We start from the raw sequence: 24,235 nt of genomic DNA on the forward strand, positions 1-24,235 counted from the left end.
GTTGCGGGTTAACCACCCGCAATTTTTACCTTAAACTTTAATCCTTCTAAAATCGCCTTTAACTTATCGCGATCATCACCTTGTACTTCAATAACTCCTTCTTTTACTGCGCCACCTTGGCCCATCTTACTTTTTATTGTTTTTGCTAACTTTTTTAAATCGTGCTGTTGGGGATCTAATCCTACAACTAGCATTACGCCTTTACCTTTTCGACCTTTGGTTTGACGCTCTATGCGAATAGACCCGTCTTTAAATAGTTTTACATCCAGTTCTTTTTCTGGCTTTGGCTGGTCAATTCGCCCTGTTGCTGTTGAATACACTAAGTGATTATCACTCATAATTAACCTATCTAAGATTGAATCTAATATTGGGCTAAATAATAACAAATTTGTGACGCAAAGGCGTAATTTTTGCGCCTAAGCTGAACACCTTTTAATCCCGCAAAGATAAACATCCTCTGTTTAAGTACCGCAATAGTGCTTATGAATAAAAGTGCTTAAGGATTTTAAAAAGCGCTTTAAATTGGCTAGCGCTATAAAAATATCCATGCTACTATTTCGGCATTATAGATGTATGGATGGCCAAATGATAAATTCTTATTTAGAGCAAGCTCAGCTTAATGTAGAGCAACAGTTAATTAATGCTGAGCTAGAAAAGCTTGAGCAGTACTTAAATAGCAATGCTGCACCGGCCGTGCGTTGGCAGTATCAAATTCCAGAACTCGGTGAAGGTGGCGCATGTAGTTTATTCGGCTACTTGCAAGATGAGCCGTTTAATTTAAACGATTACGTTAGCCAAAATACGCAAACAACGGCAAAGTTAGCGCAACTTCAGTTGATTGTTGACTATGTAATCGAAAACACCCAGTTAGATTGGTATGGCATCTATCAAAATACGGCCACCCCTGAAGGCGAGCAGTTATTAAAGCTCGCTTATTTTGGTGCACCGAGTCGCCCTTTATTTCCGCTCACCGCTGAATTTGCAACCGGCAGTAATAATGTGCAAGTGGCACTCAGTGGTAAAGGACGTGTCATTAATAATGTTGAGCAATATTTAGCCGCGGGTGGTGAGTATTACACCTGCGATCCGAAAGTAAAAGCAGAGGCCTGTTTACCACTATTTAATGCGCAAAAGCAGTGCATTGGCATTGTCGATGGCGAAGCCTTTAGCACGGATTTTTTTGATAATGCGACACTCGCGTTATTAATTGCATGCTGTATTAAAATTCCTCACTTTTTAGTGTAAATAACACTGGTCAATCGAGTGAGTTTTTATGTTAAGCTTAGCGCAACAGCTAACCCCTAAATAACGAAGAGATAGTCAATGTTCTCAGTATTAAAACCATTACCAACAGACCCTATTCTTGGCCTTATGGCGGCCTATAAGCAAGATACTAACCCTAATAAGATTGACTTAGGGGTTGGTGTATATAAAGACGAGCAGGGGAATACCCCGGTATTAAAATCAGTAAAAAAAGCAGAAGCGTTTCGTTTAGAAAATGAAATGAGCAAATCTTACATTGGTCTTGCTGGTAACTTAGATTACTGTCAACAAATGGAAAATCTTCTTCTTGGTGAGCACCCGGCATTATTAGCTAATCGCGTACGCACAGCACAAGCACCTGGTGGTACAGGCGCACTTCGTGTTGCAGCAGAATTTATTGTACGTTGTAACCCAGGCGCAACTGTATGGGTTACTAACCCAACGTGGGCTAACCACATTAGCTTATTTGAAGCTGCAGGCTTAACTGTTAAAGAATACCCATACTACGACTACGAAAACAAAGATTTATTGTTTGATGAAATGGTTGAAACATTAACACAGGTGCCTAAGGGCGATGTTGTGTTATTACATGCATGTTGTCACAACCCAAGTGGTATGGATTTAAACGAAACACAATGGAATACTATTGCTGAACTTGCAAAAGATGTGGGCTTTACGCCATTAATTGATATTGCATACCAAGGTTTTGGTTCTTCTTTAGAAGAAGATGCCAATGGTTTACGTATTTTAGCCAATGCGGTTGAAGAGTTGATCATTTGTTCATCATGTTCTAAAAACTTTGGCTTATACCGTGAGCGTATTGGTGCGTGTTCAATTATTGCAAAAGACAGTGCAACCGCTGATATTTCAAACTCGGTATTATTAAGTGTGGTACGTAGCATTTATTCTATGCCGCCAGCGCACGGTGCAGACATTGTAAACACCATTTTAAGCAGCACAGAGTTAACGCAGTTATGGCACAGTGAACTTGATGAAATGCGTAACCGTATTAATGGTTTACGTAGTTTAATTAAAGACAGCCTTGCAGCCAAAGACATTGCTCAAGACTTCTCATTTATAGACCGCCAACACGGTATGTTCTCTTTCTTAGGTATTAATAAAGAGCAAATCGAGCGTCTACAAAAAGACTACGGTATTTATATTGTGGGCTCTAGCCGTGTAAACGTAGCGGGAATTAGTCAAGCAAACATCGATTACTTTGCTAACGCTGTTGCTGATGTATGTAAGTAACCAATAATAAGTTTTAGCTTATTAGCAATAAAAAAACCGCACACTCGTTGCGGTTTTTTTATTGTTTGTAATACCCATCCCCTTATATCAATCTGCTTAGATATAAGGGAGTTTAACTCGTTAAATTGTTCAAATATTTATACAAATTGGTATTACAGCCAGCGAATAGCGCCTGCAATACGTTCATTATACATATCAACCGGTGAGCCTAGGCTAGCTATTAGTACAGTATCAGCTTGTTTTCCTCGGCTTATATGGCCTACATAGCGAGAGTCACTAAAGTCACCCGAGCCAATTTCAAAGACTTTGTTATCACTAGGGACAATAAACACGGTCATAGGGCCAAAGTCCGATTCAAACACTAAATGGATGCCTTTCTCGCCTTGAAAATCGCAAAAGTTAACATAAGTAACTTTCCCAGGTAAATCATTAAGTTGACCGCCAAGTAAAGCCAGCTTTTCATTGACTGTTTGTAAGCTGATAGGTTGAGTTTTATTTAACGCGTTAAGTTCATGATAAACATGCGCCAATGCATGCTCGCCAGCCGCATGATTCAAGTTTTGCTCTGTGCTAAACATAAACGCACTTACCGCAATCACAAATGAAGCAGCGAACGCCAAATATACACGGTCAAACTTAAAGCGTGAGCGTGAATCAATAACGTTGTCTTTTTGTTCAAGCTCATCTTTTCTGGCTTTTTCTTTTAACGAGGTGTTTAAAATAATCCGTTCAGCAAGGTTGTCAGGCACAGGAATATCAAGCGCATCATTGAGTTGCTTATCAAATGTTTTGTTTTCATTTAAAAATTGTTGTCTATCGGGACTGCTGTTTGCAAATTCCAGTAGTTCTTTGTCTAGCTCGTTTGGCTGTGCAATCGTGCGGCGACGAAACTCAAGTTCATCCATTATTTTGATGCCCCTTTAAGTTGTTCATCATCACGGCTTAGTGCCTCTTTAAGTTGATTTTTTGCTCGAAATAAACGTGTCATAACCGTATTTTTGTTTAAATCGAGTATGTCTGCAATTTCATCCCCAGAGCAGCCCATAACCACTTGTAATAGTAGCGGCTCTTTGTATTCATCGGCCAACAACGAAATTTGCCGTTGAATAACGGTTTGCTCCATTTCATCATCTAAAGAATGACTGGTTTGATCCACTAGCGTGTCGTTATCTACATCACTGTAATCAAATTGCTTGCGCTCAAAGCGCCTCGCATTTTCGCGTCTTAAAATTGTTAGCAACCATGGCTTAGCTGCTTTTTGATCGAGTAACGAGTCAAGCGAGCGCCAAGCACGTAAAAAGGTTTCTTGCACTAAGTCATCTGCAATATTCGGATCGTTACATAACCAGTAAGCGAAGCGATAGAGTTCCTTATGATAAACGTGAACCAGGGCTTCGTAGCGTTGTTGTTTTTCAGCCATATTTAGTAAGACCCGATCATTCGATTTTTTATTTCCAAACATAAGCACTTTTTAGTTAAAATTATTATAGGTCAAAAAAGCAAAATACAATTGAGATCAAGAATACAGCTCTTTTAACGCAGGTGATGAAGGCTTAGCTGTTTGCGATTGATGTGCCTTTAACATGCTAACTATAGCGTCAAAATTGGCGCTAGCCGTTTGCTTACTGTACAACTGTGCTTGTAAATTGTTTACCTGCGCGGTGAACTCTGGGTTGTTTATCATAGCGCATAAATGGGATAGCGCCCCTACCTTTTTACCTGTAAGGGTTAGCGCATACTGATTAAGCGCATCGTAAAATGCTTTTTCGTCATGGCTTTTAGCTAATACCAGCAGGGCTTTTAAAGATGGTTGTTGATTTGTTTTATTAGTTGTTTGAGCCGCTTGTTGCACTTCTTTAGCTGGGCGTTTATTAAAGTAAAAAATCAGCGTCGCAATCCATAAAACATAACCAAGCGCGGCCACAATAATTAGCCACAGTGGTGTGGCAGTTTGCTGTTGCACTGTAACTGCTTGCTTCGTTGACTCTGCCATAGTGTTATTTAGGTTGTTTTCAGCTGGCGGATTAAGCGTTTGCACTGGCGCTGTTGTACTGGGTGTTACTGTAATAGTACGCTCAGGTAAGGTCGCATAACTAATTCGATTTATTTTGGTGTTATACCAAGGCAAGCTAATTTCAGGCAATGTGTAAGTGCCAGGTGTTTGTGGCAATAGCGCAAATGAGGCGCTTTGCTGTGATACCACTCGACCATCACGTACCGCATTATTGGTTTCTTTTTCATCAGGGTAGCTGCGAATACCATTAATAGTAGGCATATCAATTTCGGGTAACTGCTCTTTAGTCACCCCTAGCGCGGTGAGCATAATTGTACGTGTTATCGGCGTACCGGCTTCAACGGTATTATCCTCTGGCTGCCATTGCTCGGTTAAGCTCACCAGTTCACTGGGTAACCAGTCTCCTTGATAGTTTTCAGGGATAGGTTTAATTTCAATTTGCTGCTCATCGCCAAGCGCTGACACTTCCAATTGACGATAGTTTTGCTGAATACGCCCCTGAAAAACGGGAGCTGCAATAGTGTAGGCGCCACTTTTTTGGGGCTGAATTAAATAATTACGGGTGATCACTAAATAACGTTTACCGTTAACCAGTTCATAATCTTCGCTTTGTTTACCGAGTTGGGTAAGTTGGGCATCTTCCATACTTGGCGCACTTAAGCTGCCATCAAGAAGCTCTTTGGCTAAGTAAAGCTTAATGGTGTAAACGCCAGCCTCTTGTACAAATAAGCTGTTGTTTGAGAGCGAGGTTTTTAAAAATATATCGTTATTTTTATCTGCGTCGCTGCTGCGCTCTTTAACCGATAAGCTAATTGGTTGCGAGTTTAGCCCTGCAACACTAAAACTGGGAATGGTGTATTCACCCGCCTTGCGGGTCATTAGTTTAACAGACCAAGAGGTTTGTTTTTTTATACTGCCATTAATAATGTTAGTGCGGCTACTTAAGCTCATAGGGCCGACTACAAAATCTTTTAATAATGCTGAGGTGTCGGGTTGTTGCCCTTTTATTGAATCATCAATGCTAATATTAAGCATAAAAAATTCACCCGCTAATACTGGGTTTTTATCAACGCTTGCCTCCAAAGTGGTGGCGGCCATTAATGGCATGGCAGTTAATAGCAATAAACAGCAAAATAATCGCATTACCATGATTTTTCTACTCCTGTTGGACGACGTTGATATTGTCTTTTTTGGGCTTCTAATTGCATTTTGTTTCTTAATAAAATAGCGGGATCGTCGGGCACTTTTCTTAATAACTGATTTAGTTGCTGTGCTTTTTCTTTTTCTTCATTAGTGAGCTCAGCGGCTTGTGCCTGCATGGCTTGTTGCTGTGCCTGCTGTTTTTGCTCATCAGAGGGCGGTTGCTCACTCATTTCATTAGGTTGATTTTGAGGCTCATCTTGCTGCGGTGTATTCTCGTCTTTATTTTCATTTTGTTGGCTTTGTGACTGAGCTTGCATGTCAGGCTCATTCTGTTTGTCTGATTGCTCACCAGATTGTCCTTGTTGATCTTTTGATTGTTCAGAGGACTGATCTGATTGCTGTTGCTCACTATTTTGGCTGTCCTCTTCGCTTTTATCTGCTTTGTTTTTCTCGCCATTTTTTTGCTGATCTTGTTTTGATTTATCTGCATCATCTTGACTTTGCTTATCTTGATTTTGCGAATCATTGCCTTGCTGATTTTCTTGGTCTTGCTGTTGATTCAGTAACTGCTCAACAAGCGCTTGATTCTCAGCGGCTTCACTAAAGTTATCTTGCTTTACTTGCGCTTGTTTATACGCGTCAATGGCAGCCTCTAATTGTCCTGCTTTAGCCAAGGCGTTGCCATAGTTATAATAACCGGTTGCTGACTTATCTTGGCTAAACTCATTTAAGGCAGCATCAAATTGCCCTTGCTGATAAAGTGCAGCCCCTTTGAGAGCGCTTGAGCGAGCCTGAGCTGCTTGTTGATACTCTTTGTTGTTGTATGCCTCTAATGCCCGTTGATCCGTATTTTTAAACAGGGTTGGCAGCTCTGCGGCATGCGCATTTTGTTGAGGTAAAAAGCTAAGTAATAGTACTGCGCTAACTAATGCAGATCGTCTAAATAAATACAAAGCTAAAGGCAGTAAAATAAGCAAACCATAAATACCGGCGTCAATTCGCCATAAGGCTAAATTTGGTTTTTCACTTTTTAATACTTCACTGTTGGCTTGCGGTGAAAAAACGGCAATATCGCTATTGCTTGGCTGATAATCGGCAAACTGACCACCGCTATTTTTTGCAAGTCCTTCAAGTAAAGATGCATTGAGGGTTGGCACCACAATTTGACCATAATTATCTTTTAAAAACCCGCCTTCAGGTAACTTTATAGGGGCTCCTTGTGCGGTGCCTACGCCGTAAATATTAAGTCGATATTGACTACTGTTGGTAAAACGGCTTACATCGCTTTGCTGTTGTTGCTCAATACCATCGGTGATCAAAATAATATCGCCATCGAGGTAGCCGGCTTGGCTTAGTAGCTCTTGTGCCATATCTAAGCCAGCGAGTACGTTTGAGCCTTTATCTGGCATAATTTCAGGGCTTAAACTAGGAATAAGGTTGGCAAGAGTCTTAGCGTCGTTGGTCAGTGGTGAAATGGTATAGGCAGTGCCTGCGTAAGCCACTAACGCGGTATCGCCTTCTTTGAATAGCTCAACCATATCGAGGGCTTTAAAACGTGATTGCATTAATCGATTGGGAGCAATGTCGGTGCTATACATAGAGTAGGACATATCCATGACAATAACGCGGGCACTTTTACTTTGAAACACGGGTACTTGTTTCTCTTCAAAGCTTGGCCCTGCACTAAATATAATCGCTAAATTGCAAAATAACGCAACCAGCCACAGCGGCTGGCGAGCTTTATTGTTTGATTCACTCATTACAAATGGTGCCAAGTGCGGCGCAATAAGTGGCGCTGACTGGGTTTTTTTATGTTTTAGTAAGGCGATAAAAAATAACCCTGAGGCAGGGAGTAACAGCCATAAAATAGTAGGACGAATAAATTCAAAATCCATTAGTTTGGCTCCTTCATTGCGCGCACCGTTTTTATCAATGCCATTGCACTTATGAGTAAAATGGCCAGTAATAACGGATAATAGAACAAGGCTGTTTGTGGGCGAAAGGTTTGCTCATCGGCACTAATTGGTTCAAGCTTATCAAGCTCAGCGTAAATCTGTTGCAGGCCAGCGACATCTTTTGCTCTAAAATACAGACCGCCTGTTTGCTCAGCAATTTTTTTCAATAAGCCCTCATCTAGGTTACTGCCCCCAGAGCCCATATTAAATAAACTAAAGCCGCGCGGGTTATCTGAACCGACTCCGATGGTGTACACTTTTATACCTTCTTCACGGGCAAGTAGCAGCGCATCTTCTGGGTTTAAATTTCCTGCGGTGTTTTGTCCATCTGTAAGCAACACCACAATACGGTTACTTTCTTTTTTACTGGCAAAGCGTTTTACCGATAAACCTAAAGCGTCACCAATCGCCGTGGCACGTCCTACTAAACCAATTTGCGCCTCAGAGAGCATTTTACTGACGGTTTTCACATCACGCGTCAATGGGGTTTGTAAAAAAGCGGTATCACCAAACAATATAAGGCCGAGTCTGTCGCCTTGGCGCTGCTCTATAAAGTCACTTAGCACTGCTTTAACCATGGTTAAACGGTCAACATATTGGCCATTGTAAGCCATGTCTTGTTCGGTCATTGACCCTGACAAATCCACAGCGAGCATTATATCGCGACCTTCATTAGGTAGCGATATGGGCTCATCTAACCACGTTGGATTTGCTGATGCGGTCACTAATAATAACCACAGCAACCACTCGATAATATTCAATTTACGCGCACTTGGCTCTATGCTTTGATTGCTTAAATTATGTGATGCAAAACTTGGAATGCGCAGACGCGTTTTGGCATCATTGGCGGCGGGTTTTAATAGTAACAATATTAAAGGTAGCGGCAGTAATAAAAACAGCCATGGCCAGCTAAATTCAAACATGCAGCGGCTCCTTTAGTTTAAATTGTTTAATGGCTTGGCGAAATTTATCACTAAGTGCTGCCTGTGTTTGATTAGCGTTATATAGGCTTAAAATTTCTTCTTCTGTAAAGCCAATAGCTGAAAGTTGGTTTAATGTGTTGCACCAATGCGTTGTTGACTGCGCGGCCAAACGCGGATCGTAATAGGTGATCACTAAACGCTTTAAAATGACATGCAATTGCTGCGCTGACTGTTGTTGATTAGCTAATGCAATGGCATCACGTTTTGGCTTTTTAAAGCGATAATTTTTATAAATTATGACAATTAAGCTACACAATAAACACACAGCAATTGCAATAACAACCCACCAAGCAGGAGCGAGTGGCCACCAGTCGACTTGGGTGGGAGCAATAATATCGTGTAGACCATCAAGTGGAGAGGTTTGCATGATTTATTTTCTCACTAATTGCAGTTCCAGCGCAGTGGCTGCATCAAATGATAATAGGGTGAGTCCAGACTTTGTTAAGCGATTAATGCGCGCGCTAAATGCGTGCTCGGCATTTTTGGCAAATCGTTGTCTAAAGCTCTTGTCCATTAAGGGCAGGGCAAATTGCTGATTATTAGCACTGACGGTTACCGTTTGTTTAAAAGCAGGTAATTGATGTTCAAAGGGGTCGCTAATATGACACCCAATCAGTTCGCAATGACGCGCCAAAAGTTCCAGTTGCTTGAAGCTGGCGTCATCCAAGGCGTTAAAATCAGACACGATATAAACCAAACTACCGGGCTTAGCTAAGTGATTTAAACGTTTGAGGTTATCGCTAAAATTATTCGCGGCCGGCTTATCAATGTTCTCAAGAGCCAGCTGATGCGCATCGCATAAATTATGGCATAGTTTTAATACCGCTTTTTCACGAGCGCTGGGTTTTAGCTCTAAATGCGAGTGCTGATTAAACACAATACCGCCAATTCTGTCGCTACGCTGACACGCTGACCACGCAACTAAGGCGCTAATATGTGCTGCTTGCACCGATTTTAACAGTAATTGCGAGCCAAATAGCATTGAGTTTGAAAAGTCAGTAAACACAAATACCGGGCGCTCTTTTTCCTCTTGAAAAAGTTTAGTGTGGGTTTCGCCTGTGCGCGCGGTAACGCGCCAATCAATAGAGCGTATATCGTCACCGTTTTGATAGTGACGCACTTCGGCAAATTCCATACCTCGGCCTTTGTGGGGCGCAAGGTATTGCCCTGCTAAGGTGTTTTTTATTCTAACTTTAGGTGCCAGCTCAAGCAGTTGCGCTTTTGCTTTATAATACATCAGCTCTTTAAGCGATAAATTAACACCGTGGCTATGGCTTAATTTAAGCCATGCCTGAGAATCAACGTGTGTTTGCATAACTTAAGGTACAGCAACTAGTTCAACAATACGGCTAATGACCTGATCTTTAGTAATACCATCGGCCTGTGCTTCGTAACTTAGAATAATGCGATGGCGTAATACATTATGCACAACAGCTTGTATATCGTCAGGTGATACAAAATCACGGCCACTTAGCCACGCATGAGCGCGGGCACACTTATCCAAAGCAATCGTGGCACGTGGGCTGGCGCCGTATTCAATCCAGCGGCCAAGTTGCTCATCTAAGTTTGCGCCTTCTCGAGTAGCAATAATCAACTGAACTAGGTACTGCTCTAATGGCTCGGCCAAATACAGACCTAAAATTGCTTTTCGCGCAGCAAACAAATCGGGTTGTGAAATTTGCTCAAGCACTGGGGCTTCATCATTAAGTGCTTCACCACGGGTCAAACGTAAAATATCAAGCTCATGCTCAGCACCTGGGTAATTAATACTTAGGTGCATTAAGAAACGGTCTAATTGTGCTTCTGGTAGCGGGTAAGTACCTTCTTGCTCAAGCGGATTTTGTGTTGCCATCACTAAAAACAGGTCACTGAGTGGATAGGTGTTTTTGCCCACCGTGACTTGGCGCTCGGCCATTGCTTCTAGTAGAGCCGATTGTACTTTTGCTGGTGCTCGGTTTATTTCGTCCGCTAAAATAAGGTTATGAAATAAAGGGCCTTTTTCAAACACAAACTCACTGGTTTGTTGGCGATAAATATCGGTGCCGGTCACATCGGCTGGTAATAAATCTGGGGTAAACTGAACACGCTGAAACGAGCCTTCAATACCTTTTGCTAAGGCATTAACAGCGCGTGTTTTTGCAAGCCCCGGTGGGCCTTCAACTAATAAATGACCATCGGCTAAAATAGCAATTAATAGTGCTTGAGTGAGCGCAGGCTGGCCAATAATTTGGGTGTCTAAATACGTTTTTAATTGTGAAAATGCGTTAGCTGCCATAATAAGTGGACTGTCCTCGTCAGCTTAAATAATACCTAAATTGGTTAGGTAACAAATACTGAGCTAGTTATAAGGTTTATAAGTGGATAACTCAAGAGTTAGACTGATTTTTTAAAAATAGTTCGTTATTTTTTAACGATTTTTTAGCCTAACATAAAACTTTGTAAAACCAGCTAAAAAAGCCTATTGTATTACCCTCATACAATGTATGTAGTGATTTACAATGGCGCTTTTGTATTAATTTACCTTTATCTATTGGCTTTATCACACGGGTTGTTTAGAATCGGAGAAAACATACAGGTCTGACCTGTCAGCGGGAGAGAATAATAAATGTCTGAGCAAAACATACTTAAAACACCAAAAGGCGACCGTATTGCCATCGTAAGCGGCTTACGTACTCCTTTTGCTAAGCAAGCGACTGCGTTCCACCATGTACCAGCGTTGGATATGGGTAAGTTAGTAGTTAATGAAATGCTTGAGCGATTAAATTTCGACAAGTCAGAAATCGATCAATTGGTTTTTGGGCAAGTAGTACAAATGCCAGAAGCGCCAAATATTGCGCGTGAAATTGTATTGGGTACTGGGATGCCAGTATCGGTTGATGCGTACTCTGTATCGCGTGCTTGTGCGACGAGTTTTCAAGCGATAGCAAACGTTGCCGAATCAATTATGGCAGGCTCTGTAAGCGTAGGTATTGCCGGTGGTGCCGATTCATCATCTGTATTGCCAATTGGTGTAAGTAAAAAATTAGCGGGTAGCTTAGTTGATTTAAACAAAGCACGTACGCTTGGTCAGCGTTTAAAAATATTCTCAAAACTACGTTTAAAAGATTTATTGCCAGTGCCGCCAGCGGTTGCTGAGTACTCAACGGGTTTATCAATGGGACAAACAGCCGAGCAAATGGCTAAAACCCATAACATTAGCCGTGAAGATCAAGATGCCTTAGCGCATCGTTCTCACTCACTGGCAACTCAAGCCTGGGCTGATGGCAAGCTTAAAGATGAAGTAATGACGGCTCATTTACCGCCTTATAAAAGCTTTATTGAAGAAGATAACAATATTCGTAAAAACTCAACGGTTGAAGGTTATGCCAAGCTTAAGCCGGTATTTGACCGTCAACACGGCTCAGTCACTGCAGCCAATGCAACCCCATTAACCGATGGCGCAGCCGCAGTGTTAATGATGAGCGAAAGCAAAGCAAAAGCATTGGGTTACGAAATTTTAGGCTACGTACGCAGTTTTGCGTTTTCAGCGATTGGCGTAGAAAAAGACATGCTAATGGGGCCGGCTCACTCAACGCCTATCGCACTTGATAGAGCAGGTATTACGTTAGCCGATTTAGATCTAATTGAAATGCACGAAGCGTTTGCATCGCAAACCTTAGCGAATATGAAAATGTTTGCTTCAGATAAATTTGCACAAGAGCACTTAGGGCGTAATAAAGCCATAGGTGAAATTAACATGGATAAGTTTAACGTGAACGGCGGCTCGCTTGCATATGGTCATCCATTTGCGGCAACCGGCGCGCGTTTAATTACACAAAGTTTATACGAGCTTAAGCGTCGTGGCGGTGGTTTAGCGTTAACGACTGCCTGTGCTGCGGGTGGTTTAGGTGCAGCCTTTGTATTGGAGAGTGCGTAATGACAGATTCAGTATTTAATTTAACGGTTGATGATAACAAAATAGCCGTAGTGACCATTGATGTGCCGGGTGAGAAAATGAATACCCTGCGAGATAGCTTTGCTGATGATTTAAAAGCATTATTAGCACAAGCTAAAGAGCACGCAGTTAAAGGTATGGTATTTATTAGTGGTAAAAGCGATAACTTTATTGCTGGTGCCGATGTTAAAATGCTAGACAGCGTGCAAAAGCGTGAAGATGCATTAGCTATTAGCGAATTATGCCATCAAGCATTTTTTGATATGAAAAAGCTTCCGTACACCACAGTTAGTGCTATACATGGCGCAGCGCTTGGTGGCGGTTTAGAATTTGCTTTAGCCTGTGATTACCGCGTAGGTACAGATAGCGATTTAACTAAAATTGGTTTACCAGAAGTACAACTAGGTTTATTACCTGGCGGTGGTGGTACACAGCGCTTAACTAAAATCGTGGGCATTCAAAAAGCCCTTGAGTGGATGCTAACCGGAAAACAAATTTGTCCTAAACAAGCTAAAAAAGCCGGTGTATTGGATGATTGTGTACCACAAAGCGTACTGCTAAAAGTGGCCAAAGAGTTTGCGGCAAAGAAAAAGCCACAAGCTAAAGAGCCTAAACTTGATAAGATCAGTCAGCTATTAGAGTCAAACCCATTTGGTCGTAACTTTATCTTTAAAAAAGCTAAAGAAAACGTTCTTAAAAAAACCGGTGGTCATTACCCTGCGCCGCTTGCAATTATTAAAGCGGTACGTGCAAGCGTAGAGCTTGATGAAATGAAAGCGTATAAAACCGAAGCAGAAGGTTTTGCCACATTGGTAATGAGTGATGAGTCTAAAGCGCTGCGCGGTATTTTCTTTGCAACCACTGAAATGAAAAAAGAATGGCGCAATGATGATGCTCCCGCGATTAGTAAAACTGCCGTGTTAGGTGGTGGCTTAATGGGCGCAGGTATTGCCCATGTGAGTGCGGTCAAAGCTAAATTGCCGGTCCGTATTAAAGATGTGGCAGAGCAGGGCATAAGTAATGCCATGAACTACACATACAAAATTTTAGATAAGCGTCTTAAACGCCGTATTATGTCTAAAGCCGATATGCAGTTAACGATGAACCGCATTACCGGCACTACCGATTACAGCGGTTTTAAACACATAGATTTAGTGATAGAAGCCGTATTTGAAGATTTAGAGCTTAAGCAAGGTATGGTTGCTGATGTAGAGCAGCATTGCCAAGCGAATACTATTTTCGCAAGTAATACTTCGTCATTACCTATTTCGCAAATTGCAGCTAAAGCAGCGCGTCCTGAAAATGTAATTGGTTTACATTATTTCTCACCAGTAGAGAAAATGCCACTGGTAGAAATTATTCCTCACGAAGGCACCTCAAAAGAAACGATTGCTCGTGTAGTTAACTTTGCGCGTAAGCAAGGTAAAACGCCAATTGTGGTAAAAGACATGGCCGGTTTTTACGTAAACCGTATTTTAGCGCCATACCTGAATGAGGCGGCAAACTTAATGCTTGCCGGTGAGCCAATTGAAAAAATTGACGCAGCCTTAGTCGAGTTTGGTTTTCCAGTAGGGCCGTTGGCACTGCTTGATGAAGTCGGTATTGATATTGGTTCTAAAATCGCGCCAATTCTTGAAAAAGAACTCGGTGAGCGTTTTAAAGGCCCAGATGCTTTCTCGCGTATGATTGATTCAAAACGCTTAGGCCGTAAAACGGGTCGTGGTTTTTATGAATACGACAAGAAAGGCAAAAAGGTTGATGAGTCAGTCTATGAGCTACTAGGTGTAACCCCAGCTCCACGTTTAAATAAAAACGAAATTGCTAAGCGTTGTATCTCACAAATGCTTAATGAGGCCGTTCGCTGTTTAGATGACGGTATTATTGCCAGCCCGCGTGATGGTGATATTGGTGCTATTTTTGGTATTGGTTTCCCACCATTCCTAGGTGGCCCGTTTAGCTACATGGATAAATTAGGCGCAGGTAAAATAAGCTCTGATATGTCTACTCTGGCTAACAGCAACGCTATTTTTACACCTTGTGATACTTTACTTGCAATGGCTGACAAGGGCGATAAGTTTTACACTACAGCCGCTAAAAAAGCTGAAATTGAGATAGCGCAAGATGATGATAAATCAACTGACACTCAAAATGAGACGACTGAACAGAAAGATTAATGTTTTAAGTTAACCTAAAAAAGCCGCAAATTATGCGGCTTTTTTGTGTTCGATAATCAACAATAATACTTAATCAATCGAATTGGTAAAAGTTGCGTCTGGACGCTTATTTACAGTAACGCTTCAATGGCCTTTTTATCTTTATCAGGCATGTTGTCGACCACCAAATTAAACGAGTTATCAATCATACGCTCAATTTCACCCTGTGGTACTGAGCCATCTAAAATCACGGTATTCCAAAGGCGTTTATTCATATGATAACCAGGAATAACGGCAGGGAAAATATCTCGTAATGATTGCGCCTCATCAGGATCGCACTTTAAGTTTAGCCACCAAATAGGTTCGCCATTTTCATCGGTTTCACCCTCATTGCTAAGTGCAAGAGTGGCAAACATTTTATGATTTACTTTATACACATCAACATCTTTAGCAAAAGGCTGGGTTAGTTTAACTAACGGCTTGTTCATTAAATAGGTATGTACAGTTTGTTGGTTCATGAGCCATTCCTTGAGGTCATAATCGATAACTCAACCATAGCATTATTTCATTAGCTTTGTGGCATGAAATATTACTTGAGCTTATTATTTCTTAATTTAATGGCTAAAATAGTCACCATTATTTAAACCCGTATTTGTACCGGAACTTGAAGCACGTAAAAATAGCCTTCATTGAATATTAATTAAACGCATTTAGGTAAAGATAAGTATGCAATAACAGCAGCGTCACGTTTTGCCAGATCTGGTTGGTACGAGTGTTGACCATACATAATGCAATACGTTACTGGGTCTCCAACACTTAACAAAAAATCATCATGGCTAAAATTGGTTAATACTTTCTTCCAGCGATCTCTGACTTTTACGGGCGCGCAGGGTAAAGAGTTCAAAATACGTTTAGATTCTTCAAAATTGCTATTAATAGCTACATTGAGCATTTCATCATTAGCTGCTGCCAACCAACTTATCCCATTTTCACCTACACAAAGTAGCGGCATATAAGGTGCAAGCGCTGGGCATACATCATTTCTATACACTTCAACCTTCCAATAGCGACGAGCTATTTTTACAAACTGATCAAAATCCTTTATTGATGTAAAGTTTGAGGTAGCTAAGGATAAAATCTCTATTCTAGGTTTATTGGCATTTACGGTGTCGTTAGCAACATCAATATACCAAGGACCAAGTATCAATGCGTTTTGAAAGTATTCATCTCGCAGTGAGCCCCATGCTTTTTGTAAAGAGTTACCTTGTACAATTAGATTTTTTAATAAATTGAGCCCAGGTTTTTTAGTGGTAGGTAATTCCGTTTGCAGTAGTGTAAATACCTCATCGCGTATTTCTCTACAGCGGCCAATAGGGTAAGGTTTTTCTGCAAAGTAAGGATTTGATGGTGCAAGTTTTAAATCAGCTAATAAGCGTAAATGAGCTAGATCAGCGCATATCAATGCACGTTGTTCTGGCGTAAAGTGTTCATCAAGCACGTATATTCCTTTAAGAGATTGTTTAATTTTAGTCCTGAAAGGTCAACAGACCCTAATGAGAAAATGAATATTTTCAAATTATATGTGATATTAGCGTAAATCCTTGGGAGTAGGGTAATTTGGATGAACTACATTTTTATGGGCATGAATCGAAGGGATGGGTGCTTCAGGCTTGGCTTTAATGAGCTTAACCAAGGTACTTAAATCGTATTTAGGTTCGCCGTAAAATTCATGCCAAGCTTGCGAAATACTGCTTGGATCTGCCGCTTTAATTACATGTGCCATCCATTGTTTTCTCAGTTCGGCCCACTCCTTAGTTTGTTTTCCACTTTCGGTAATCCCTAAAATTGGCCTTAATTCAACATACAGTGTTCTTCTTGCACCTTGGCTGCGCTTTACTCCTGAACTATGTAAAACCATTATGTCATGAACTATGATGTCACCTGCTTTAGCGGGTTGTTGTACTACATTAGGAATATCCCACCCATATTGATTGGAAAGTGCGTAAATATCTAAAACTTTATGCTGGGTATTTGGTACGTAGCGTAAACAGCCATCTTCTAAAAGAGCGTCATCAAGGTATATACCAATATTTAAATAAGGATATTGCCTAGAATGAGGAGCATCCTGATGCCAAGTAATATGAGGGTGTGGGTACGGGTATTTATAAGCTACATCTAATTGCAAGGGGACTGCGCCATCTCCTACCAATTCTTTATAAACTTCGATGAGTGGTGGGCTAGCTAATAGTTCAATTATTAATTCAGGTGACTCGAATAGTAAGTCGTTATAACGAAAAAGACGAGGCAAACCTGAGTCTGTTGAGATACAACATTGATTATTGACTTGCCCATTGTGAAAATTCTCTAGTGCTAATGCTTCTAATTTATCTGAAAAACGTTGTAATTTTTTAAGTAATGTTATCGAAAGTGCATTTTCAAAGTGAACAAAACCGTTTTTTAGGAAAAAGTCATGTTTATTTGAGGATATTTTCATAAATTAAATTGTCCTTTTTATTTTAAACAAAGTTTATCCGTTTTTTGCAAACTATATATTTGGAAGCGTTTCTATCCAGCGACAGTCTCTGATCCACTTGACCATTACAGGGTAACCTTTGTTTGGGCAAGTCATTTGCCATGCTTGTAATAATGGAAATCCAAAGCCTTTCCCATTTTCAAAAGCATGTTTTAATGAATTATTAGCGCCTTTGTATGAGTCATCGTGAAAAATAATACTTAGTGGTAATGACAAGTGAGTCGCTGCAGCAACAGCCCAAGCTGTCGCGGCCATTTCTTCTGCGTGCATAGTTTGTTTCTCTCTGCCCGCAAGCAAGCCATTCTTATAAAAGTCAGCATCTAATAGGGGCCTAAAAATTGGCTCGCAGACAGCAATATGCCCAGCCTCATGGAGGATATCACCAGGATAGAACCCATTGACAAAATCAAGCAATAAAACGCCTTTTTCTAGCTTAAGGCCAGGTAAAAAAGTCTTTTCGTTTAACGTTTCATACCGGTGGTTTATACCTATATCAGTAAGAAAGGCTAAAATATTTTCAACCTCAGTTAACTGCTTATCTGTATTGTGTTCAGTGCTAATAGTCATAATGATTTGAGATTACTGTTAGTGACTAGCCAATGTTCAAATTCTTCAATACGTTGACTTTGATAAAGTGCTGCCGTTGTTTCATGGTACGGCAGCGTTAATGAATCTAGTAGCTCTGTCCATAATGCCCATTCATCGTCGGCAATACTAAAAGGGTGACCGGATTTAGCTGCTTGCGCATGCTCAAACATACGCTTTACACCAGGCAATCCCAAGTTATTGAGAACTGTAAATCTTGCCAATTCATTCATCGTTTTAATCGTGTTTTTTATTGGGAATGTAAATATAAAGTCTGCATTGTTAGGTGTTATGTATTCATAATGAATAGCTTCACCGCCACGAAGCTGCGCATCATGAGGTAAAAAAATAAGCGGTATATTTAAACTACATTGATTTTCCGTTAGTTTATGGTGTTTGTATACTTGAATGTCGGTTGTTAGTTTGAGTCTGTAATTAATATCAACGTCATTTGGGATCAGCATATTGCCTTTGAAAGAAGATGCGTCTCCTGCATTTAAACGCCTTGCTTCGTCGATGTTTAAGCAATAAAACTCTTTTAGGAGTATGTCATCTGTAGTATTAGCTTCTGCAGACATTAAAGATTTAAAAGGTGTTAGCCATGCCTTTAAAGAAACATTTTGTGGGATTAAGGTGCCAGTATTATGCAAGTATTGGCATAAATGAGAGAAAATGAACACTTGAGGCTCTCGCTTTAATAGCGCTGTCATAGTTTCTGAAATAATGATGTCAAATTGCTGAGAGGGGGGCGCTTGCCAACAAGTTGCGTCATCACATGTAATTGCAACAATGTTTTGGGTGATTGAAAAGTGCTTTACTAGCTTTTTAATTGCACTGATGTTTTCTGGGTGAATGTCAATGAGTGTGACTTTTATACGTGAGTTTGTGGCAAGACTTAAGTAAGGAATAAGTAACGTGCCATAAGGCCCCGTACCAGCATAAAGAATATGAATATCATCAGTCTTTGCCTTTAAACGTTCTTCAATGGCGAGCTTAATACCTTGCATAAATATTTGTGTGCGAAGAGTCTCTTCAGTGCATTTAGCTGCTTGTACAGGAGAAATTGCAACGCCTTGGGACGTATTTTCATCATTCCAGTCATTCATATCTAAGTCAGTTGAAATAGACGTAATATTCCCTAAGTAATTTTTGAAATCGTTGATAAAAGGCTTCATCAACCCCGCATCGGCTGGCTCATTTAGCAAATGTGTAACCGCATTACGGTATCTGTTCAGTAACTCAGTATCCATATCGCTCCCTGTATTTAGCTAAAAAAATCGTTGCTCGCAATAATATAGCACTCTATTCTAATAAAGTTTAGATTGTGTTAATAAATCAATTTAAGGAGTTTTACTTGCCTAAAATCAGGTAAGGAAAAGGAGTTATTATGCAAAATGAGTTGATAGTAAAAGTGCCACCTTCGGACACAATAGCGCAGAGCACACTTCCTTGTTATAAAGAAACTGGAGGCTTAGGTCTATTTCAATTAAAGCGAATGTGGCACAAAGCACAGTTACAAAAACAAGGCTGTGCGGATAAAAAAATAATAGAAAACGAATGGTCGCTTGATGTCATGATAATGGACACTCTAGGCTTAGGGCTCACACCGACTATAGAGTCTATTTTTGCGAGTGATAGTTTTTTTGAATTTGAAAGTTGGGTAAAAAAAACGCATGGTAGAGCTATTTCAAACGCAAAAATAAATCAGCTTAATAAAAACATTGTTTCATTTTTTGAGAAAACAGACATAAAAAATGAAACAGTATTAGTAGAGACGCCTCGTCACTATATTTTAACGCCAGTGCATTGGCAAAGCTGGGATGATAATGGTTATGTTATCATTCCAGCGTTGGTGCCAAAAAAATTATGTGAAGACGTTTGTAATATGCTTTATGAACGTTTAAAAATGGATAAAAACAACCCCGCTTCATGGTATAGCTGTCATGCGCATAAACAGGGGGTTATGGTACAAATATTTAATGATATAACCATGCAAGTTATACGCTCTCTTCCTCAAGTTCGAGGTGTTTTTGAGCAACTTTGGGGGAGAAAAAACTTAATAGTAAGCACTGACAGACTTAGTTTTAATCCACCGCAGACAGAAAGTTGGCAGTTTCCTGGGCCAAATCTTCACTGGGATATAAACTTTAATAAACCACTCACCTTTGCAACGCAAGGATTACTGTACCTTACTGACGTTGCCGCTGAGCAAGGTGCGTTTAGTTGTGTACCTGGCTTTCATAAAAAAATAGATAACTGGCTAGCTAACTTACCTAAAAATACTAATCCACACTCTTTTAATTTCGATAAATGCCACAGCACTCCATTAGCGGCAAAAGCAGGTAGCTTAATTGTTTGGCGACATACATTACCGCACGGTAGTTGTCCAAATAAGGGAAGTAGACCTCGTATTGTACAATATATAAACATGGCTCCATTAAAGTAAGTAGCTAAAGACTCGCTATGAGTAACAAACAATGCCGTGTAATAAAGTGTAATATTTTTTACAGCAAGTTTGTGGCATATTGTTTTTTATAAATGCCATTTAATCAATGATTTAGTGATTTCTTCTTAGTTTATTATTTAAAGTAACTATTATTGATATTTATGCAAAAAAAATTGCGTTCTATGCCTTGTGGGTTAAAATGTTAGCTGAATGTAGTATTAACGAATGAAGATTTTACATGGTAATCAAAATCCAAGGAAATGCTTAATTATGAAAACATATAGCTCTCATCCTAAAGCGTGTTTGGAATATGCAGAGCCCCACATTGATGAGCTATTAAAACATTCAATACGTACCCAGCTTGAGTCTCTTCTAAAATCTAAATTAACAACTGAACAACGCCAACAAGTTTTGCAAAAAAGCTTTGTTGATACAATGACTTTGGTATTGAGCGACACGCAAGTCGAACACCTTCAATTAGTGAGCGCTTTTGAGTCTATGTATGATCATGCTGTGCAATCAATGGCATTAGCACAGCTCAGCCAAGAGCAGCTAACGCGGCAATATGTGTCAGGCTCTGGTTTAATTATGTCTCCTTAAAACTGCAAACACACCATAAAAGATGTGTATCGCATTCAAGGTTATGCACTTGGGATTGATCAAGCGATAGAAAGCAAGCTTAAGCACTCATCTTCCATCACCATTTTATACCCCGCCTGTGGCCCATTTGCACCGTTGCTGCTGCCTTTGTTGAGTTACTATAAAGAGAGTACTAAATTTACGTCAAAGCAGGTCAACGTAATTTTGGTAGATGTTCACCCTGGGGCAATATTATCGTTGCAGCAGTTAGTTAAAGACTTACAACTTGGCGATTATGTTTTGCGAATTGAAGAAGCTGATGCTACCCAGTATCACCCTACTGAGTCGATAGATATTCTTGTGCTAGAGGCAATGCAGCATGGTTTCACGAAAGAAGGGCAGCTAAGTATTGCCAAACATCTGGTGCAATTTTTAACCATTGATGGTTGGATGATCCCACAAAATGTCTCAGTGAAAGGCATGATGGTGATAGGAGAAACCGAGTTTAATCAACAATGGAAAGATGTAGATTACAGTCATTCGATCACTATTAATAAAAGCGCACAGCAAGATAGAGTTGAACTCGGTGAAATTTTAAGCATTAACAAATCAACGTTGTTAAATATGCAGGAACTTGAGCTTCAGGACGGCGTAAAAGTTATTCCTGCAAACCAAATTACTTTACCCAGCAATATTCAAAATATGAATAAGCGTGTTTTAGCTATTTATACGCATATCAATACATTTGCAGATGAGAGTATTGGTCAGTATGACTCAGGGATTACACACCCAAGGCCTGATATGACATTTTATATAGACGTTAAACCCAGAGATATTGAACACACTCATTTTGTTGCCAATAGCGGTGATACTGTGCAGTTTTATTATCAATTAACTGGTTTGCCAGGATTTGTCCCTGTCAAAGTACAGGGTGATTAAAGTGAAAAAAATAGCTTTCTTTACAGGTAGCTGCCAAAGTCTACCTGCAATTCAATACTTACTTCAAAGCAATTTATTAGGCTGTGTGGTGTTAGTTGAGGGTGAACCGAACCCCGATTTAATACAACTGCAACATTGGTTACAACAGCAAGGTATAACGACGTTATCTTACGTTAAAGCACAAGACGAAACACTGATTGCTCAATTAGATAGATTAGCTATCAACTGTGGGTTGATTTATTTATTTAGACACAAAATAAGAGCGCCATTGATCCAGTATTTCAATGGTGAGTTGATGAATATTCACCCAAGTCCTTTACCTGAATACAGAGGGCCACAACCACTTTATTGGCAATTAAGAAATGGTGAAACACTCACCAAATTAACATTGCACAGAGTAACCGAAGAATTAGACTGTGGCGATATTGCATTGGATGTTGATATAGAGATCCACCCGTTTGACACAATTCAGTGTTTATATCAAAAAACAAATCAAGCCTTACCTTATTTAGTTTCGCAATTTTTTCAGTTGAGTGAGCAAAGTAAACTACAGTGGCGTCAACAAGAACAAAAAAACGTTAAACCAGCACCTGCATTGCAGCAGTTTGATTTATTTATTAATTGGTACAAACACAGCGCTCGCGACATTGTTAATATGGCAAGAGCGGGTAATTTTGATAGCCTATGTGCGCTTTTTCAATTTCACGAAGGTACTTTTCAATTACTACAAGCAACTAAAGTCGATTCTACATTAAAGGGGGTCAGCCCTGGTACTGTTGTAGAGCTTGATAAAAAACAAGGTTTGATTATAAAAACATATGATGGAGCCGTTAAGTTAGATTTCATTGGCACATCACAGGGTGGCTTTGATGGCTATCGATTTGCACTGCTATTTGCATTAGAGCCTGGTCAAATATTGGAGAATATGAGTTGTATTAATGATGCATAATTTTGCAGTAGGTCAATACTTACTTACAATTTATAAGCTATAAATATGATGGTGTAGTTGAGATAAAGTGATGTGGCGTGGTTACGGTAAGGGCAATGTAGTTTGTTATTCCTGTGGTTTAACTATTATCTGATTACTACTTCAGAGGCGAGGTAGGTATGAATATAAAAATAGGTCTAACAAACCGCGGTGGGTATGAGCTGATTGCTTATTCTTTTAACGGTGGTATTTACCCCGATAGTAGTAAAACCGAAAAAATAATGCAGAGTGAAGACACGGGTGAGTAGACCATCGTCAATAGTGAGATCACGATTATAGAAATACTCGGTATGGAATTTTTACTGATACATTTTTAGGAGATCAAAAGCTAGAAAACTTTCATGATAGGGTTTGTGAAGTTCCAAGTTACTTTGATAAATATGGACAAATGACACTATTACGCTATAGAACTACAGAGATTTATTGGCGCTTTCCTACCAGTGACGATGCCGCTGAATTAACCGTATGTGTTATTGATACCAGTACCGTGTGTTTAGATAAGTGTTAATAGGCGTAGCACGCTGTGTTTGTGACTGAGTAGGTGATGGTGGTTCCTAGATTTATGTAAGCACTAATTGCGACTAACTCGTGACCGCGGTATTTCCCGAAGCGATAAAATACACTCTACAGTGCGTTTTATAAAAAAGCATTTAAACAAAATATGAAGGAATTATACATGGCAACTGAACCATTTATTGGCACACTGACTACTTTTGGCGGCACTTTTACGATTCAAAGTTGGGCAACCTGTTTTGGACAGGTGCAAGCGATCAGCGAGAATGCAGCATTATTTTCTTTGCTCGGTACTTTATACGGTGGTGATGGACGCACCACGTTTGCTATACCTGACTTGCGAGGTCGCAGTCCTGTTGGACAAGGTACTATGCCAGGGGGATTTAGCTATCAACAGGGCATTAAAATGGGAAGTGAGAGGGTTATACTTGATAAAAGCCAGTTGCCAGAGCACACCCATACAGCTGCTTTCACGGCTAACAGTGATTCAAGTATTAAGGGAAAACTCGAAGTAGCCACCGATAAAGGTGTTCTAAAAACGCCCGTTAGTAATTCATATTTAGCAGCAGGTAGTACCAGCGCTAACTATATATCACCCGGGTTGGGAGGAGTAACCCTGACTGAGATTCAAGGACTCACAGTTTCTGGTGGCAGTACTGGAGGAACCGTGGTTATTGGAAGTACAGGTAATAATTCGCCTGTAGTAATAGTGAACCCTGTATTGCCATTAAATTGGCTGATTGCCCTACAGGGGATTTATCCGTCACGCAGTTAATTATTTAATAGTAATTAATTTAATAGTTGGCTTTGTGTAGAGCCAACTGATGTTTTGTATGGTGCTCGATTATAAATATTTTGATAAGAACAGTTTGTTGTTGTGTTTTTATACATTTTGAATAGATAAAGGTAGTGGAAAATCAGTTTACAATTGAAGTTTTGTACTAACGATAATTATA

24 protein-coding genes are annotated in these 24,235 nt (G+C 40.1%); 10 read left to right on the plus strand and 14 right to left on the minus strand.

Features of this window, described 5'->3' with window-relative positions; all coding sequences use genetic code 11:
• Positions 1-8: 8 nt before the first annotated feature.
• Positions 9-338, minus strand: a complete 330-nt coding sequence (locus tag ND6B_RS05630) for a translation initiation factor (protein ID WP_008464752.1) — start codon at positions 336-338, stop codon at positions 9-11.
• 247 nt (positions 339-585) lie between these two features.
• Between ND6B_RS05630 and ND6B_RS05625 the strand changes: the two genes are divergently transcribed.
• Together ND6B_RS05625 and ND6B_RS05620 are read left to right on the plus strand one after the other, a co-directional pair.
• Positions 586-1,245: a GAF domain-containing protein gene (locus tag ND6B_RS05625; RefSeq protein WP_013464500.1), complete on the plus strand. Its 660-nt coding sequence runs from the start codon at positions 586-588 to the stop codon at positions 1,243-1,245.
• Between the two features lie 78 nt (positions 1,246-1,323).
• Positions 1,324-2,514, plus strand: a complete 1,191-nt coding sequence (locus ND6B_RS05620; protein ID WP_008464755.1) for an amino acid aminotransferase — start codon at positions 1,324-1,326, stop codon at positions 2,512-2,514.
• A 152-nt stretch (positions 2,515-2,666) separates the two neighbouring features.
• On the opposite strand, the gene ND6B_RS05615 is transcribed toward ND6B_RS05620, so the two are convergent.
• The 8 genes from ND6B_RS05615 to ND6B_RS05580 are packed head-to-tail and all read right to left on the minus strand — an operon-like array spanning position 2,667 to position 10,884.
• Positions 2,667-3,419, minus strand: coding sequence for a DUF3379 family protein (locus ND6B_RS05615; RefSeq protein ID WP_028835377.1), 753 nt, complete (start codon positions 3,417-3,419; stop codon positions 2,667-2,669).
• On the minus strand, positions 3,419-3,976 hold the full coding sequence (locus tag ND6B_RS05610) for a sigma-70 family RNA polymerase sigma factor (protein WP_013464502.1): 558 nt from the start codon (positions 3,974-3,976) through the stop codon (positions 3,419-3,421). The genes ND6B_RS05615 and ND6B_RS05610 overlap by 1 nt, the downstream gene beginning before the upstream one ends.
• 54 nt (positions 3,977-4,030) lie before the next feature.
• On the minus strand, positions 4,031-5,677 hold the full coding sequence (locus ND6B_RS05605) for a BatD family protein (RefSeq protein ID WP_033103859.1): 1,647 nt from the start codon (positions 5,675-5,677) through the stop codon (positions 4,031-4,033).
• Positions 5,671-7,566 (minus strand): vWA domain-containing protein, encoded by a 1,896-nt coding sequence (locus tag ND6B_RS05600; protein ID WP_033103860.1) that lies wholly within the window; start codon positions 7,564-7,566, stop codon positions 5,671-5,673. The genes ND6B_RS05605 and ND6B_RS05600 overlap by 7 nt, the downstream gene beginning before the upstream one ends.
• Positions 7,566-8,549: a vWA domain-containing protein gene (locus tag ND6B_RS05595; RefSeq protein ID WP_033103861.1), complete on the minus strand. Its 984-nt coding sequence runs from the start codon at positions 8,547-8,549 to the stop codon at positions 7,566-7,568. The genes ND6B_RS05600 and ND6B_RS05595 overlap by 1 nt, the downstream gene beginning before the upstream one ends.
• The gene (locus tag ND6B_RS05590) at positions 8,542-8,976 is read right to left on the minus strand and encodes a DUF4381 domain-containing protein (RefSeq protein WP_013464506.1); all 435 of its coding nucleotides are present in this window, start codon (positions 8,974-8,976) and stop codon (positions 8,542-8,544) included. Before ND6B_RS05590 ends, ND6B_RS05595 begins: the two co-directional genes overlap by 8 nt.
• Before the next feature lie 3 nt (positions 8,977-8,979).
• Positions 8,980-9,924: a DUF58 domain-containing protein gene (locus tag ND6B_RS05585; RefSeq protein ID WP_033103862.1), complete on the minus strand. Its 945-nt coding sequence runs from the start codon at positions 9,922-9,924 to the stop codon at positions 8,980-8,982.
• A 3-nt stretch (positions 9,925-9,927) separates the two neighbouring features.
• The gene (locus ND6B_RS05580) at positions 9,928-10,884 is read right to left on the minus strand and encodes an AAA family ATPase (protein ID WP_013464508.1); all 957 of its coding nucleotides are present in this window, start codon (positions 10,882-10,884) and stop codon (positions 9,928-9,930) included.
• Between the two features lie 330 nt (positions 10,885-11,214).
• Between ND6B_RS05580 and fadI the strand changes: the two genes are divergently transcribed.
• The gene (fadI, locus tag ND6B_RS05575) at positions 11,215-12,525 is read left to right on the plus strand and encodes an acetyl-CoA C-acyltransferase FadI (RefSeq protein WP_013464510.1); all 1,311 of its coding nucleotides are present in this window, start codon (positions 11,215-11,217) and stop codon (positions 12,523-12,525) included.
• On the plus strand, positions 12,525-14,717 hold the full coding sequence (gene fadJ / locus ND6B_RS05570) for a fatty acid oxidation complex subunit alpha FadJ (protein ID WP_033103863.1): 2,193 nt from the start codon (positions 12,525-12,527) through the stop codon (positions 14,715-14,717). Before fadI ends, fadJ begins: the two co-directional genes overlap by 1 nt.
• 110 nt (positions 14,718-14,827) lie before the next feature.
• Here fadJ and ND6B_RS05565 read toward each other — a convergent pair whose 3' ends face one another.
• The 5 genes from ND6B_RS05565 to ND6B_RS05545 all read right to left on the minus strand — a co-directional run bounded on the left by ND6B_RS05565 (position 14,828) and on the right by ND6B_RS05545 (position 19,064).
• On the minus strand, positions 14,828-15,214 hold the full coding sequence (locus tag ND6B_RS05565; protein WP_013464512.1) for an MmcQ/YjbR family DNA-binding protein: 387 nt from the start codon (positions 15,212-15,214) through the stop codon (positions 14,828-14,830).
• A gap of 182 nt (positions 15,215-15,396) precedes the next feature.
• Positions 15,397-16,194, minus strand: a complete 798-nt coding sequence (locus tag ND6B_RS05560) for a hypothetical protein (RefSeq protein ID WP_033103864.1) — start codon at positions 16,192-16,194, stop codon at positions 15,397-15,399.
• Between the two features lie 90 nt (positions 16,195-16,284).
• Positions 16,285-17,190: a phytanoyl-CoA dioxygenase family protein gene (locus ND6B_RS05555; protein WP_033103865.1), complete on the minus strand. Its 906-nt coding sequence runs from the start codon at positions 17,188-17,190 to the stop codon at positions 16,285-16,287.
• A 51-nt stretch (positions 17,191-17,241) separates the two neighbouring features.
• Positions 17,242-17,796, minus strand: coding sequence for a hypothetical protein (locus tag ND6B_RS05550; RefSeq protein ID WP_051686722.1), 555 nt, complete (start codon positions 17,794-17,796; stop codon positions 17,242-17,244).
• Positions 17,793-19,064 carry a class I SAM-dependent methyltransferase gene (locus ND6B_RS05545; protein WP_033103866.1) on the minus strand — a complete coding sequence of 424 codons (1,272 nt, stop codon included), beginning with the start codon at positions 19,062-19,064 and terminating at the stop codon, positions 17,793-17,795. The genes ND6B_RS05550 and ND6B_RS05545 overlap by 4 nt, the downstream gene beginning before the upstream one ends.
• Before the next feature lie 137 nt (positions 19,065-19,201).
• Between ND6B_RS05545 and ND6B_RS05540 the strand changes: the two genes are divergently transcribed.
• The 6 genes from ND6B_RS05540 (at position 19,202) to ND6B_RS05520 (ending at position 24,054) form a co-directional block, all read left to right on the plus strand.
• Positions 19,202-20,260: a phytanoyl-CoA dioxygenase family protein gene (locus ND6B_RS05540; RefSeq protein ID WP_033103867.1), complete on the plus strand. Its 1,059-nt coding sequence runs from the start codon at positions 19,202-19,204 to the stop codon at positions 20,258-20,260.
• Between the two features lie 270 nt (positions 20,261-20,530).
• Positions 20,531-20,860, plus strand: a complete 330-nt coding sequence (locus ND6B_RS05535) for a hypothetical protein (protein WP_051686721.1) — start codon at positions 20,531-20,533, stop codon at positions 20,858-20,860.
• A gap of 24 nt (positions 20,861-20,884) precedes the next feature.
• Complete coding sequence (locus ND6B_RS05530; RefSeq protein WP_033103868.1) at positions 20,885-21,778, plus strand: hypothetical protein; 894 nt, start codon at positions 20,885-20,887, stop codon at positions 21,776-21,778.
• 1 nt (position 21,779) lies between these two features.
• Positions 21,780-22,727 (plus strand): methionyl-tRNA formyltransferase, encoded by a 948-nt coding sequence (locus ND6B_RS05525; protein ID WP_051686720.1) that lies wholly within the window; start codon positions 21,780-21,782, stop codon positions 22,725-22,727.
• Between the two features lie 158 nt (positions 22,728-22,885).
• Positions 22,886-23,014, plus strand: a complete 129-nt coding sequence (locus tag ND6B_RS20505; protein ID WP_268746948.1) for a hypothetical protein — start codon at positions 22,886-22,888, stop codon at positions 23,012-23,014.
• Positions 23,015-23,442: 428 nt separating this feature from the next.
• Positions 23,443-24,054 (plus strand): phage tail protein, encoded by a 612-nt coding sequence (locus ND6B_RS05520; protein ID WP_033103869.1) that lies wholly within the window; start codon positions 23,443-23,445, stop codon positions 24,052-24,054.
• The last annotated feature ends 181 nt before the right edge of the window (positions 24,055-24,235 follow it).

This window comes from Pseudoalteromonas sp. ND6B (assembly GCF_000764215.1).
GTDB classification, from domain to species: domain Bacteria; phylum Pseudomonadota; class Gammaproteobacteria; order Enterobacterales; family Alteromonadaceae; genus Pseudoalteromonas; species Pseudoalteromonas tetraodonis.